The 16,420-nt window shown below is 30.2% G+C and carries 9 protein-coding genes and 1 pseudogene; all 10 read right to left on the bottom strand.

What is annotated here, in order from left to right; genetic code table 11:
* Positions 1-47: 47 nt before the first annotated feature.
* Positions 48-279 (bottom strand): annotated as a pseudogene (locus K8L98_RS12180) (recombinase family protein); the annotation flags it as partial.
* Between the two features lie 501 nt (positions 280-780).
* Complete coding sequence (locus tag K8L98_RS12175; RefSeq protein ID WP_223442849.1) at positions 781-1,716, bottom strand: DUF4145 domain-containing protein; 936 nt, start codon at positions 1,714-1,716, stop codon at positions 781-783.
* Positions 1,717-1,762: 46 nt separating this feature from the next.
* Positions 1,763-3,517, bottom strand: coding sequence for a coiled-coil domain-containing protein (locus tag K8L98_RS12170; protein WP_223442847.1), 1,755 nt, complete (start codon positions 3,515-3,517; stop codon positions 1,763-1,765).
* The gene (locus tag K8L98_RS12165; RefSeq protein WP_223442845.1) at positions 3,510-3,947 is read right to left on the bottom strand and encodes a hypothetical protein; all 438 of its coding nucleotides are present in this window, start codon (positions 3,945-3,947) and stop codon (positions 3,510-3,512) included. The genes K8L98_RS12170 and K8L98_RS12165 overlap by 8 nt, the downstream gene beginning before the upstream one ends.
* Before the next feature lies 1 nt (position 3,948).
* Positions 3,949-5,103 carry a hypothetical protein gene (locus K8L98_RS12160; protein ID WP_223442843.1) on the bottom strand — a complete coding sequence of 385 codons (1,155 nt, stop codon included), beginning with the start codon at positions 5,101-5,103 and terminating at the stop codon, positions 3,949-3,951.
* A gap of 547 nt (positions 5,104-5,650) precedes the next feature.
* A complete protein-coding gene (locus K8L98_RS12155) occupies positions 5,651-5,899 on the bottom strand; it encodes a hypothetical protein (protein ID WP_223442841.1) in 249 nt (82 codons plus the stop codon).
* A 1,917-nt stretch (positions 5,900-7,816) separates the two neighbouring features.
* On the bottom strand, positions 7,817-10,168 hold the full coding sequence (locus K8L98_RS12150) for an ATP-dependent helicase (protein WP_223442838.1): 2,352 nt from the start codon (positions 10,166-10,168) through the stop codon (positions 7,817-7,819).
* 564 nt (positions 10,169-10,732) lie between these two features.
* Positions 10,733-11,296: a recombinase family protein gene (locus tag K8L98_RS12145; protein ID WP_223442834.1), complete on the bottom strand. Its 564-nt coding sequence runs from the start codon at positions 11,294-11,296 to the stop codon at positions 10,733-10,735.
* 699 nt (positions 11,297-11,995) lie between these two features.
* Positions 11,996-13,348, bottom strand: a complete 1,353-nt coding sequence (locus K8L98_RS12140) for an RNA-dependent RNA polymerase family protein (protein ID WP_223442831.1) — start codon at positions 13,346-13,348, stop codon at positions 11,996-11,998.
* 840 nt (positions 13,349-14,188) lie between these two features.
* On the bottom strand, positions 14,189-15,763 hold the full coding sequence (locus K8L98_RS12135) for an ATP-dependent nuclease (protein ID WP_223442829.1): 1,575 nt from the start codon (positions 15,761-15,763) through the stop codon (positions 14,189-14,191).
* Positions 15,764-16,420 lie beyond the last annotated feature (657 nt).

The raw sequence follows: 16,420 nt of genomic DNA, 5'->3' as shown, positions 1-16,420 counted from the left end.
TCGGTTACTGCTTTTTCCAAATGTGTTTATACCTACCCCCTATCACTTCTGGAGTATTTTCTAGGTCTACCTTCTCTGAAATCATCAAGTTGTTTTGCCAATGCTTTACCTTCTTGAGTTCGTTCTACAATCATATCTCTTTCAAACTCTGCGAATGAACTTAGTATATTGAAAATCAGTCTGCCTGTTGCAGTGTTCTCAACCATTTATTAAGAATGTGAACCTTTCCCCCTCTTGAAAAAGTGCCTTAACCGTTTGAATCCCTTCAATTGCCGATCTTTATCTATCCGTTTTATCACTTTTACCGCACTAATTCACCATAATTATTTGAGTCGTATTGGACATTTTACATACCTGAGTGGTGGTTTCTTTAAATGAAAAATTAACTTACTCACATACATTAAGCCAACCTATATAATTCTATTTTTAATCAACCTGCATTAAAAAGTTATCGTATATTCAGTCCAAATTTTTGATTAATTCACTTCAACTTCATTAAGCGGTAAACGCTTAGAAGGACATATCTTGGAAAGCTCTTTGATTTAAAATCCTTATTCCATCTATTTGCCCCATTTGTATGATAAGTTCAATAAAAAGAGCATCTGTTATGTGCAATATTTTCGGCTAAAATTAACAATTATTGTTTTGATTATTGAGATATATCCAAGCTACTGATTTTTTATTTTTAAATAAATCCATAATAAAAAACCGTATCCACTTAGCTCAGTGAATACGTGATTCAATTCGTTATACCTTCACCAAATATAACTTATTTATCGTCTAATATCCTATTTCTCCCCTATAAACCTCCTGTATCTCTAATAACATCCATTCTTCTGTTTGTCCAATTGAACTTACCTTAGATATAATAGTGGCAATTATTCCGTTCTTTTCTTCTAGTTTTAATCTCTTTAATTCTTGCACTTGTGGGATAGTTAAATCTACAACAACAGAAAGACCATTAATTAAATCTAATAAAGTTATCTCTTTAAATAATTCTGTTTCAAAATCTATTTCACAAATTACAAATACGCTTGTAATTACTCTAGGTTTATTTGTTACTTCTAATTGTAAATCTATATCTTCTTGTCTTAAAATATTGCGATAACGATATTTAAAATCAATAAAACTAATATTTTGATTTGAAATTAATTTTTCTGCAACTTGAGAATAATCAATTTCTTCAACTTGTAATATACTTTTAAGTACACTTTTAAACGAGGAAATAACAATGTAACACTGTTTCTTGATTTCATTAAGATTTTCATAAATATTCGCTTTGCTAGAATGAATGTAGTTATTTCTTATTTTCCTAATAGTATGTAAGGCATTCTTAGCTTTTGTATCGATTTCCTTTTTACTATATATCAGATTTATTCGATTGAATTGTGTTATATCGCTAGCACCGATATTATTTTTTTCAACAATACTCTTACATAGCTCTTCTGCAGCAACCCCTATTAAAGAAATAGCACCAACATAGTAACCGAATGAATAGAGTTCCTCTGCTTCATTAAGTAGTTTTAAAAAAACTCCATCTTCACCTATTACTCCGATATCTTCTAACTCATACCATCTCTCAACTATATATTCTATATCTTCAGTAATACGTGATTGAACTATTTTTCCTAAATGTTTCTTATCTCTATTTACAAACTCTTTACGTTCTTTTTCAGATTTATTGCTATAGTCTGCTTTGATATAATCTAAATACATTTACTTATCTCCTATTTATTTAATTCTAATAAGAATATAAATTTGTTTAATCTATGTTAGGAGAATAAAAAGGAATGAATCCAGTTTTACTATCTGTAACTAGATTTTCAGAATAATCAACTTCTAACCCCAAATCCTTGTATTCTTCGTCATCAAAAATAAATATCTGTAAATTATCTTTGCCAATCATTTCATAAGCTGCGGAAATAATTTGACCTATAGATTTCTTATTGTCATTATCAAAAGGCTTAGAAATATGATCTATAACTATTAAAGGAATTAGCGGGTATTTTTCTTCTAATAACATCAATGTCATGAACGCTAAATATCCACTTAATTGAATTAGAGTATGTCTAGCCATGCTTCCTACATAGTAATTTACTATTTCTTCTTTATCTTCTTCATTTATTTTTTTAGTAACTGGTTGTAGCACATTTCCTTTTTTAAAATATAAAATTTTAAAACCACTTTGTTTAATATCTTCTTGCACAACTTCAGATATAGAAGCTGCCGATTCATATAATTGTGTAATATATTGGGACATTTTTTTTATTTTTTTATTATCATCTGAATTTTGGAGAACTTTCAACTCATTCTTTATTTCACTTATAGTTTTTTTCTTTTTTTCTAGTTCTTTATCGACAGAGTTAATATCAGCAGACAAATATTCTTCTATAAGTGCTATAGCTTTAGTTTTTTCTTCCACAGAAAAAATTTTAAATCTATTATTATTATCTTTAATTTCATTTTTTAATAATTCTCTTTTCAATTTGAGATCTTGAATAGTTTTATCATTAATCAAATATTTAGAGAAAGAAATAGAATTGTCTAATTCAGCCAACAAATTTTTTAAAGGAGCAACTAAATAGTCGAAGGATTCATTTTCTTTCAATAAGTCATCTAAATTTGTCAAGAGTTTCTTCCTATTTTCGTTTTCAGTTTGAATGTGTTTCATATCAAACAATCTATTTTCATAAATCTTAATTTGCTCGTCTATCGAATTGAAATTGACTTCCAAATCAACAATATTTTTAGATTTTTTTATTCTTGTAACTACTTCTAAATTTTTATATTTGCTAATATAGTCTAAAATTTCATCTTTATTCTTTCCATTATAAGACTTTGGAGCATCTAACTTCGCCAAATTACTATTAATCTGTTCGGTAATAAACTTATTTCTAGTAGCAGTTATTTCTAGTTTTTTCATTTGTTTCTGAAGCTCTATTAATTCATTCTGTAATTCTGATATTTTTTCTAGATTATTATTAAAAATGTAGTTCAATATCGAATTTAACTTTGAATAATATTTAATATCACTACATTTATCCAAAAAGTTATATGTAACCCCTTGTCTTTTTTCACCTAAAAAATTAAACATAGTGAAAGTTCGATATGTTAAATTTTCATTTGTGAAATTTTTAATATCTCTTAATATTTGAGTTTCCCCTTTAGCAAATATAGAATTTAACTTTGCTCTGTATTCTGTTAAATCTATCACTTCATAATTATTTTCAGGGTCTTGATAATATGTAAAATAATTTTTTTGAGTATCTCTAGTTCTAGTAGTTCTATAACTTATACCATCCAATTCAAAAACCATAGTAGCTTTTTCAAATGTTTTAAAATACCAAGGTTTTTTTGAAATATTATCAGAAGCACCAAACATGTAATCTAGGAACTTATAAAATTCTGTTTTACCTGAATTATTAACACCTTTAAAATAATTTACTCCGTTGTTGAATCTATAGGTATATTCTTCTCCTGTTAATGAATACATTGTTAAAGTAGAAATCTTAAACACTACATAAAACCTCCTTAAAAAATTGCTTATCTGATATATTACGGCTTTCTTCAATAGCTTTTTTCAGAAAAATACTTTCCCCATATAAACTTTTAGTATCAAGTTTTTTAAAATTTCTCTTTAGAATACCATCTTCAAATTCTATTAAGCCATTAATTTTTAAAATATGTATGGATTTTAATACAAGACCAATACTATTAGAAAACTCATCAAAGTCACCTGATAATAAAGATAAACTTTTATACATAAGGTCTGCAGAATGTCGTCCATCATATAAGCGTTGACTTTCATATTTGTTTTTCTTTACTAAATATGAAAATACTACTATTTTACTCAAACTTAAATTAGCATGTTCTTGCAATATATTTAGAATCACTTCGCAATAAATACTTATTTGCAGTGTTTCTGATTGAAGCTTTATATTTTTCATCTCATTCTTCCTCCCATGAGATTTGTTTATCTCCTATATTATCTTTAGTAAGGTATATGACGACTCCATATTTAATTTGTTCGTTATCAGCATAAGAATTCATCCTATTTTTGGTCCTTTCTAACCTATTGTATGGATTATCATTTTTAGACCTTTGTAGAGCAAATATTTCTTCATTATAGTTATCGAAAGCAGTAATCTCTATGTTATCTATCTTTATTATTTTATTTAATTCACTATTCGTTAATCGATAATGCTCATAGTAAAAGCCATAAGTTAAGTGAGCTTCAATCAAAGGAATTGTTAATTCACAAGATTTTAGTTGTTTAAACTCACGTAAGTTAGAAATAGCTAAATCATTAACATCGATAGAACACATTCTTCTAAAACTCATATAATCTAAAATTGGATTGTCGTCGCTTATTTCTTTACAGATATGTTCAATTAATTTCATAAATCCGTCATGAGTTATACTAAACGAATCCTTAGTGTTAATTTTTTCGAGGATATTACTAGTTATCTTTTCTAATAAAGCTTTTATTCTCTGGAAAAATATTATTTCATTACTAACTCCTTTTTTCCTTAATAACACCGAATAAGCTTTTGCAATTTCTTCATCTAAATCACTAGTCACTTTAAACTTATATTTTGATTCTATTGATTCATATATGTTCTTGAACGATTCATAATCGTCCTTAAAATACTTTTTAACCTTACCAATAGTAGACTTTGTACTTTTATCAGTCGCTTTTACTAAAGCAAAAAGATCTTCACAGCTTATATCAAACATTTTATCTTCGTTATTATATATAGCATCAGTAAACAAAATATACCGAGATACTTCAATTTGCGAAGCTTCTAAAAGAAACCAATTTAACAGTGTTTGTCTAGCTGTTTCGTTTGTTATATCAGTTCTTTTCACTTGAATAGCAATAATTGAATCGTTTTTAACTATAGTACTTTTGAAATTCTCACTTTTTTCATCGAGTTTTTCAGCATTAATTTTTGAAAAGCTCACATCATCAAAACTCTCAAATTCGAGTTGCATTCCTTCTTCTTTGAGTAAGCTTAAATAATAAACAAACACCTTTATCTGATAAGAAAAACCTCCTAAGCTATTTATACCACTCTTATCAGGCTCAAATACTATAGACATGTCTTTCACCTCACTTGTATTACTAACTATTAGACTGAAAATATTTTAATAACTACTTATAAAGTAAGCGAACAACTAACCTCGCTTGTCCTTATCTCATTTTAACAAAAAAGGATTTTAATCCCAAACTAATTATTTTTTTATTATGAGTGTTTAATTTAACGCTTCCATTAGACACATGAAGCGTAAAATCGGCGTTTCACTACAGTGAATGAAATTAGGGTTTCTGTGTGTCTATACTGATAATGATATAGCTAGGCATTGCTTAACCTGCGTTATATTTCATTCTGTAGCAGTCAAAATAAAAGACGGGTTATGATCATCGAGGTCTTGCCCCTTAACCGATACTTTATAATTCCCCCCCATTGTTTCCTCCATCGAAGTTCCTCTCTATAACTGTTGATATAAATGTTAAAGGCGGGATTTCTCATACATAGATTTAACACTTAGCCTTTATTCACGTTCCTTATAGGCTAGGTTTATTAATTCCTTTATACTTTCTAGCGTTACAATGTCCTTCAACTCTATGTCAATCTGGTTTTTGTCTCTAGGATATATTTTCTTTAAACTGATCAAAAACCGAGTCTCTTAATTTAATAGGAAGATGGAACAACACTCTATTACTTTTAGTTGAAATTGATAAAAATTTATGACGTCTCGTTTCCCTTCTTACCATTATTCCGTCTATTCCGTCAGCCAAATAGTAATCCACTTCTTCTAGACTATAGGCATAGTCAAATATTTCTTTTGCTATTTGTTGTTCATTTGTACTAAATGTTTGAATTACTTCATGCAACTGAACCCACTTCAAATTGTTACTGCATTTATAAAATGATTACAAACGTTACCGAATAAGTAACTCAATCGGTAACAGTAAAATAAAAAAACTTGCCTTTAAACAAGCAAGTTTTCTACTGATCAAATCTAAGCTGTTTTAATATCATCATCGCTAGAAGTACTATCAATTAATTCTTTAAGATTAACCGCTGCTAATTTCATACTATTTATAATTTCTTTGATATAGTTTGATTTCATATGTTGAATCGTACCATCATGTACAACAGAATTGGAGAACCTTAATAATTCTCTTAAGTTCTGATAAAAATCCTTATCAATAGTATTGTTATCACGCAAAAACATTAATGTTTTAATAGGAGAGAAATTATTTTGAAAGTCTTTATCGGTTTTTCTTAATAATTCACTTATTAAATTTTCTAGTATAAACCGCTGTTTAAAAACTTCAAGTACAGTTGGTGCATCCTCTAAAATTCTATTTCTTTTTCAGGAGCAGGAGAACCATGAGTATTATTAATTATGGTTGGGACAGTATGTATATTTATTTGACTACTGTTAGTTTGAGTAGAATTCTGTTTTGCAATTTTATTATTTCTCACTATAGGCTGCACTACTTTTATTATTAACAAAGGAACAACTATAATAAAAACTAATACTGATAGTAACAATAGAGTATTACTTTATGTACCCTTACTCGGCTCAACATACCCGATAATCCAAATGATACCACAACTGCTGTTACAATCGAAATAGTTAATGACCAGAGGCTTCTTTTATTACTATTATTAGGTAAATCAACTTCTTCATACATTAAGCCATTAATTCTATCTTCAATTTCGGATAATAAACTAGGTCGTATATCAACACTAATATGTTCATTTTCATAAACTTTAGCATATACCATTTTAAGAATTTGTTCCGTATTATGCCTTAAGTTAAAATTCTTTGAAAACATCATCCCTTTAAGCATATATGTTAAGTTAATATTTGATATATTCAGACTTTTATTTACTGAATTACGAATGATAAGATTAACTAATTCTTCTGTTAAGCGAATTGTTTCTTTTGTACTATGGTTTTTTTGCCTTGCTTCTTGTTTAATAGCACTGAAAAAATTGCAAGAGTTGCATTAAATTGAGATGTAGAAATAAAACTAATAAATTCCTCCAACGATTTCACCTCCACATGAATTAAACATCATTAATATTTTATCCATTTTTTGTAATATTGGAAGGCACGAATGGTAAAATAACTAATTTAAAATTATATGTATTAAAGACTTTTTATATTTTAAAAAGAATTTAATAAAATCAAAATTTTATTCATTTCTCTATAGTACAATTAAACTTGTAATGCAAACTCACTTTTTAATTTAACTATTAAAGAACTTATCATACAATTCATATAATTGTTCTTTTGTTGGTTTTACAAAATCTTCCCACATATTTCACTCCTTTTTAATTAAAAAAATAGGGCCTAACTACATGACTGAGGCTTTTTCCATTTCTGTTATATCTATTCCTTTTATGCTGCTCGTTGTATTAAAGCACCCGTTAGCCATCCATGAAGCGCAAAAATCAGCGCTTCACCACAGAGAATGAAAATGGTTAGGAAGTGTCAATACTGATAATGACCTAAATCCAGTCAACCCTAATCCATAGACTTATTAATTATCGCTCTCCTCTTTTTTAAACGATTGAGCAGGGTCTTTTTAAGTATTGTCATTTTTCAAATCTTGAAGAAACTTATTAAATGGTAGTTCAAAAGTTTGGTTTGATAAATCCCCTCTATCTTCAAGTTAAAAGAGTATCCATAATGCTTTTCTTAAAATGCTTCATAATTTACGCAGAGAGTACGTCACAAATTTGGTTAAAAAGAAAAGACAGCTTAAAACTGTCTTTTCTATTGAGTTACTCTATCATTTAAAAGGCAGTTGAATTTCCTTTATAAACACAGAACTTTTAACCGGTTTATCATTGATGGTCTTTGGCAATGTAATGTATAAATTTTTCTTGGGACGGGTAACCGCTACGTACATTAATCGCCTTTCTTCTTCAATCGTAGAAGGTGGATCCGCTTGTTCCACATGTTTCTTCAATTCTGTTTTGTTCGGTTTTTTTATGGCACGTTTACTAGGCAGTCCATTTTCGTAAAGTCCAATCAAAAAAACATTCTCAAACGACAAACCCTTACTTTTATGAATCGTCAAAAGGTAAAGAGCATTATAATTTCCATTATGGTAATCCTCTATCTTTTTCTTCATCTCATCCTTTTTCTTTTTCATCTGAGAATATCTTTGCATCATGCTTGCCCATGAGTCGAATTCTTCACTTTCCATTTCAATCCACTTTTTTTCTTCTTTCGTTAATTGCTTCTCAATGACCGGGAATGTTAAGAATTTCTTGATTAAGGCTTTTAAAGACACTGGTTTGCCTATTTTTAATTGGATAAGATCGTTTAAATACTCAATGACCATCTTTTTATTCTTATCTGAACTCCTACCACAAATAAATTCAGCTGCGTCAGACGGATCAATATCTCCTTTCCCTCTTTGAAATTCGGTTATATCTCTATTATTTCTATAAAAAGCATTAGCAGTGTGTTTTAAAATCATATTCCATTCAACTAGCTTACTTTGCTCCTCATTGATAAACTTAACCCAGTTATCAAAGGCTTGCTTGAACCCATCGATATTAAAAATACCCATAAGATCCTGATTGGTTTCAATCACGAAAGGAATGTCCAATATTTCTAATCGCTGAAGTAATGTCTTAAGCTGAGTACTGGACCTATACAATACAACACTTTTTGAATAATCCACTTCTTGTTGCTCATTGGTCCCTATCTTAACAGCTTGGTTAATAATCCAATTTGCCTCTTCTGTCGGATTGGAAAGAGCTTTTATATAACAATCACCATCTTTATAATGAAAAGGTGTCATGGATTTTTTGATTCGGTCTTTAGCATTATGTGTGATCACTCGATTGCCTGCCTTGACAATGGATTCAATAGAACGATAGTTTGTCATAAGAGTAAGGGTATGCGTTGAGTAGGTTTGTGCAAATTCTTTGATGAACTTAGGCTCCGCTCCCCTAAAGTAATAAATGCTTTGGTCATCATCACCTACGATGATTAACTTAGCTGCATCTTTTTTATCCGGCGGGCATAGTAACTTGATGATTTCCATTTGCAACGGATTGGTATCTTGAAATTCATCAATAAATATGTAATCAAAGCGTTGCTGTAAATATTCTCTTGCATCATCATCTTGCTGCAACACCTTTAAGAGGTTAACGATTTGATCATCGAAAACCATAATTCTTTCTGTTTTTCGTTGTTCGTTGAACTCTGTCATCATATTTGAAAAGCGTAGGCTTAGAGGGTTATCACTGTTTGGCTCAAGATCATCAAAATGCTTTTTTATAAACTTTATCATCTCATCAGATGTAAAGCCCATGTTTGTCCAATAGCCAATCTTCTCTTTTAATGGTTTCTCTCCCTCGTTTATTGGTTTCAATCCATATTTTCTGATTAAACCATTTAATAACCTGTTGTACTTTCTTTCGCCTTCATCCACATCCTCACCTTCGATTCCTATACGTTCCACATAGGGAAACTTTCTTTTTACGTCATTGTATAGAGAGGCAAATATACCGTTAAAGGTTCCAACAACAACCTTTGATTCTTCTTCATCTAAAAATTCATTGACTCTTGTCCGCATTTCAGAGGCTGCTTTATTTGTAAACGTAAACATTGCTATTTTATCTTGTTTAACATTTTCCATCATGGTCAGGTAAGCTGTCTTTGCACAAATGGTTTGTGTTTTCCCACTACCGGCACCAGCTATTATCCTCAAATTCTTTTTCATATTGTAGCGAATGGCTTCAACTTGGTCATCATTAAAATCATTATTATCGTTTTTGGGTCTTAGGAAATCAAAAAAACTTTTATCTTGATCATGTTCCGAGAGGCCTTTATTGCCTTTTCTATCGACGTCTATAATATCTCCATAATACTTACTATAGGTAGTGATCAATTTTTCCTTTTCCTGAATTTCTTTGTTTTGTGCTGTGATTTCTAGCTCTGCAGATCTGATGGTATCTTTCAAGTTACTAATGTTTTTTATCGCATCAGTATAATTACTTTCATATGATCTAATTTGTTGTTCAAGTTGCTTTGTTTCTTTCTTATATCTTGCTACTGTTGCCGTTAAATCTTGAACTTTTTCGATTAATTTTGCTCTACCAGTGATGATATTAAATAAATTCATCGGTTCCCCCACATTTAGTAAGATTATACTCAAGTAATATTTTCCAAATCAATTATTCAGGATAAATTTAACAGAAACGAGGTCTTGCTCAGGTGTTATTCACTTGTTTTTCAGTTTATTACCAGAATTATTAAAATCTTACATCCTTTACTGTTATTATAGTCATAAAAGTAAAATAAATTAATAGAAAAGGAGTTAATTTATGGATAACTTTACTCAAATTGTTCCAATGGTCCTCATGTTTATCATATTCGTGGCAATAATTTATGTACTTGCAAAGATATTGATAAATAAAAGTAAAAATAAAAGCCTCCTATTTACTGAAGTCTTTTCAATGCAATAGTACCTACTCGAATCGGGTCAATTCGTGACGTGTGGATACACCTACTATTGTACCTATCTTATAGATGCGGGGCTTATAATGTGAGAAATACCCCCCATTAGCTTTCCAGTATAATGAACATTGTGTTTACCTGCCCAGTACTGATTCTATAGTCAAAGAGGTTTAACATATGGTAATTACCCTACTAATATAAAAGAAAGAGACTTCCTTCTGGAAGTCCCTTAAATAGTCACCTGTTGATGCTCTTTAATTAATTTGTCTAGTGTTGGTCTCGATATCCCAAGTTCCTTTGCTAACTGAGACTTTGATACTTCACGATTCATATATCGTTGAAAATGCTTACCGAAGTCTGGGATTGATACTTCTTTTCGTCCTTTGTATTTTCCTTCTGCTTTAGCTATCGCAATGCCTTCACGCTGTCTTTCAAGCATATTTTCACGTTCAAAATCGTTAATAGCACTAATCATCTTTAACATTAGTCTGCCTGTTGCTGTTGAGGTATCAATCTGCTCTTTAATTGATACTAGTTGTACCCCTTTTGATTCTAATAGTTCAACTAGTTCCAGCAAGTCTTTTGTAGAGCGTGCTAATCTTGAGAAGTCTGCAACATAGATTGTATCACCTTCTCTTGCAAAGTCTAACATCTCTTGTAGCTTTGGTCTGTCTGTATTTTTTGCTGAGATCTTCTCTTTATACACCTTATCTATTTTGTACTGTTTCATTGCTTCGACTTGTCTTGCTTCGTTCTGTTCAACTGTTGATACTCTGATATATGCTATGTTCATGTTCATCGTTCCTTCTGTATTTATCTGATGAATCAAAGATAGCATATTGTAAAATTAGAATCTATAACTTTATTTGCATTTTGTAAATTAATTATAGTATCAACTTCAAATTTACAACACACTAATGCATATCGGTTGTGAACTTAAGGCACGCTCTAGATTTACAAACGACTTATTGAAACAGAATAATAGCGGAGATATCTATTCCTTAGATTTCACTTAATATTTTACACTTCTGTTATCGATAATTTTGTTGATCAACATTAGGTTTTCATTATACGATTTATCACTTTACCGCACTAAAATACACCAATTATTTGAGTCGTGTCGTATAATTATCGATGCATGCATGTGTGTTGATGAGTATGATTTCTGTATAAACAACAAACAAACAAACTTAACATCAGGCTTACATAATACCCTCAGATTCAATCCTAACTTACATTAAACAAAGAGACCTCATAATAACACTACGAGCCAATCTGAGCGCCTCTGAAGGTGTGTGCTTTTGTACTCACTATACTCATTAAATGGACACACTGTGCTTTTGCTTAACGGGTTCAGTTTTAAGGTACAAATAAAGTATTAAGTAGTGATAAAAATATGTAAAGTGTAGTAAACAAAAAAAGATAACAAAGACGTTCTTTTTAGAACCCTTTACTATCTTTCTCTTGCTTTACATACATATTCCTATATAAGCTACTCACTTGTAGGGTTTTTCAGACGATCCCTTATGTATTTCCAATGGTTTTCAACCTGATGCTCCATTAAATTTATTGTTTTTGTATTTTCATCGAATATTTGCTGCGCCCTTGAAACATAGCTTAAAAAATTACCATGTCCTTTTCGTTTCTTCCCTAGATGGGTATAATTTTGATATAGACTCCTTCTATAGACTTTTCGCTTTTTCTCTTCAGTTTTCCAATTGCATAATCTCACTTTTTTGTAAGCTCTACTGTAAAACTTGAAAAGGCTTTTTTCTCTTATTTTCACATTATTCCCATCAAAGGAAAAACCAAGATAGTCTAAAAGGGAAGGTTGTAGTGATTCATTGTAAATCTTATCATTCATATAAAAATATTTACCTGTTTTTTCTTTTTGAATTTCTAGTCTTGGAGTTCGATCTTTAATATTATTAACAAAAGATATATGTGTATCAAAACTATTCGGCTGAAATTTCCCTTTAATAGGTATGATAATAATAAGATCATCACAATATCTCCTATAAAGTCCATTATTACTGTTTACATAATCATTTATCGCTTTATCATAGTCTAAAAGGTATATGTTAGAGCAAACCGAACTAATCCCTGCCCCTTGGGGTATCCCGAATTTTTCTTTATTTACTTTTATCTTTTCCTTTTTGAATTCTCTGAATTCTTTATCGCTAAAATATCTACTTAAGTTTTTACGTTGTTCTTGATCAGGATATTTTTCATTTATTACTGCCTCAATTTCATCTCTTTCTATCGAACTAAATTTAGTTATGTTTTTATACACAGCGTAATAGTCCGAAGGCAAGCTTTGGACTTTTAAAACATCCTGCAATTTCTTTTTCAAATATTTATGATCTAGGTTATCAAAAAAAGCAGTAAAGTCAGCAACATAAATAAATGCCTGATTACAACTTTTAATAAATTCAATCACTTCTTTAGCAAAATTGATATTACTTTTTCCCTTTAAGTTATTTCTGTAAGCAGTGGAAACGTCGTTTACCCCTAACTCTATTACCGATTCATTATAGTACTCATTTAACATATCACCGTAATATTTATAAATGTAACTATCGATATGAGAAGCATAATAAATGTCTCGTATCTTTTCTTTTTTCTGTTTATTTTTTTTATTATATTTAAAGAATTTCATTTGAAAATGGATAAACGGGAAAAAACCATGCTTAGTAACCCAGCATGGATTCGTAATATCTTCTTCAAGAATTTCAAACTGCTTCTTATTATCAAAGTGAGTATACCGTTTAATAGTATACTTCTCTTTATTGATCTTGGCAGAGCCAGCGAGGGTTTGTAATCGTAGTCTATTACCCTGAACCATTTCAGTCACCCCTCACCAGCATACTCTCATTTCAAATGTACTGTTTCCAGACACATAAGGACTACTCAATTCACTTATTAGTTATACTATAGAATATATAGTAGATTGGTTATTAAGTACAAATGGAGGTGTTGATGTCCATATGCATTGTTGCTTAACATTAACCATGGTAATTGCCTGCTGGTTGATTACCGCAAGAAAGTCTCAGTGGCTTATGCTTGACAACAGTTCACCAATCTCCCTCACATCAATTTCTATGAGACTATTATATAATACCATTATTTAACTAAATTTCCAAGTGAAAAGTTTTGCATATCTTAATATTTAGGTTATCCTATTCCCATGCTATTAGTTGGTGCTTTGAAAAAAACTCAACTAAGAATGCTCTGTTCTTACGACTTATTTTTGCAAATAAATAGTTTTCATTTGGTATAACATCAAAGTGAAAATTAATAAATAGTCTGGATTTTGTATCAGGGTCAATCCAGTGATTTCTTTTTTTAGTACTGAAAACGGTAAGAATTTTTGGCAGGTAGTATTAAACAAAGATATACTAAAGTCGGGTCCTTCTTTACTTTACAGTAATATTAAAATAGAAAGTGTTATATGGTATTGAGATAGTCTTTACATGATTTGTAGTTATTTGAGTTTGCGGATAATACATATTTTTAGGAGACCCCCACCATTGGCAAATTTAAATCGATATGTAATTGTTTCCCTAAGAAAAAAAGCAGGCAACATAAACTTTATTATGTTACCTGGTTTCTATACAAACGCATTTTACACAACCAAATTTCCAATATTAAGGTCTTTAAGCATCCCATACTAAGTTGGACTACTTCAATTGGTTGAATAAACCAGTTCCTCTACTTTCTCTAGAAATGAATAAAAATCTGTTCCTTTTATATCCTCCAATGACATTTTGCTAGCTATCTTTCTATTATTTTTCTTAGAATTTATTCCTATTTGTTCTTCTAACTTTATACTCGGGTCAATTAATGTTATCTGTTTACTAATTTGCCCTTTAAAAACAGCCCTTAGTGCATCTACAGTAAAATAATTTTCTATTGCGTACCTTTCCAATTTATGAACTGAAATATCAGTTTCATTACATTTTCTCATAAATCTATCTCTTACAGTCTTGCTCCCTGGATCAGAATCAATTAATGCAATTATATTGTAGCTGTCTCTAAAGACACTTAAATCTACTTTATCCATAATATCACCGCCCAATGGCCAAGTTTTTATATTAAAGCGTTGCATTAAGCCCATTTTAACTAAGAATTCCTCTATTACACCTTTATCAGTAGGGCCTTCGGTTAAAATTATTAAGTCTGAAGTTAAATTGTCTGTTATGGAAAAACCTAAGTCATTCAATATCTCACTCTTGCTTGTTGCATCTGCAATAGTTATTTTGTCATCAAACGATACATGAAAAACCCTGTTTACAAAATTGCTATCTAAGAAGACATTAGAGTGTGTAGTCATAAAATACTGCTTAGCTGTTTTTTCCCTTAAAACACTTAAAAGCCTTCTTTGCATATCAGAATGTAAATGAGCTTCAACTTCATCTATTAATATTATGTTATAATGGCTATTGTTAGCAAAAAAGAGAATAATTAATAGGTCGTGCAAGCCTAAACCGCATTTATCAGCACTTAACCACTCTCCTGTTGGATTGGTAAAGTATAATTTTAAAATATTTTTATCGTCTTTTATTACATCAAAGTCATATCCACAGGACACTTCCGTAAATTGCTCTTTAATTTTTATGTATTCTATATATAGCTGTGAGGTAGTTAGCTGTGTCTTAAAGTGAAATAGATTATCTAGAATAAATTCACCAGATGTCTTTGGACTGGACAAATCTCCCACCTTTTTCATGTATTCAAGATTCCTCTTGGCAGGTATCAATGCTATTGCTTGATTTTTTTCTTCAATAATAAAAAACTTATCCTTATGATCGTTTAATTCCTCAACTATTTCATAAAAATAATTTAAGCAATCGTTGTGTCCCATGTGTGTCATTATTGTATCTAATAATAACTTGCATAAATCTTCTATATCCTTAATAAACCATATACTTTTTTGAAACCCATTAAATGCATTTTCAATGAAAGAAAGGAATATATCAATAGAATTATCAAAACTATGTAATTTCTCTTTTGGTACTTTATATCTTTCTTTATCTATTACAGACTGAACCCAATTATTCATAGCGTATAAATCAAACTCAATTCCTATGTAATACCTATCAATTTCTCTCATTAACCTTAAAATAGTAGATTTGCCTGAATTATTCTTACCAATAAAGACATTTAGTTTTTGTAACCCTTCTAATTTACCGTTTTTAATTATCCTGTTCTCTAAATCTAGGGCTTTTATCATATCTCTTCTCCTTTTATATTTTACCATTTTTATCCTCTTGTTAATTGGTTGTTTTTACCTGTATATTATATCAAATTAAATATAGGTTACTAAAACATTAAATGAGAAAAAGAAGTAAGACATTCTTATTCTCATTTATGACTTTTTGCTTAACAAAAGATTAGATGCCTATTATGTGTTACATTCAATCATTTCAATAACCATTGGTCATTTTTCCAAATATTTTTTCTCTATGAATGTAAAAATTTTAAACTTAATCTATACTATTCTATTGATCTAAATGCAATGTTCATAAATAGCCTAATCTCCTTTAAATGAACTTATAGGAAAATCATACCATACTATTCATGATTTTTTAGGTATTAATAAAAGAGCAGCAAATTTATATGCTCCCCTTTAAGATAACTATATACACCAATGTTCCCATATCATTTATATTAGATGTGTAGTGATAATGAAAGTTGCCGTTCTGAACGTTAGTGAAGAACGAGCAACTACCGAGGAGGAACTGAGCAATAGCGAAGTGACGGGCGTGGCCAACGCCTGTCTATTCTAATTTCACTCTTAAAAATCCTTATAGGCTTGTCAGCCCGTCACTCGTTCGTTCCTCACTCGCTCCTCCCCGACCATGTGACTAATCTTCGCTTCGCTATGATTAGTCACATCTATCAAACTCATAAGGTA

The sequence above is a fragment of the Metabacillus dongyingensis genome (assembly GCF_019933155.2).
Classification (GTDB): domain Bacteria; phylum Bacillota; class Bacilli; order Bacillales; family Bacillaceae; genus Bacillus_P; species Bacillus_P dongyingensis.
This window is presented reverse-complemented; position numbering and strand designations above follow the sequence as displayed.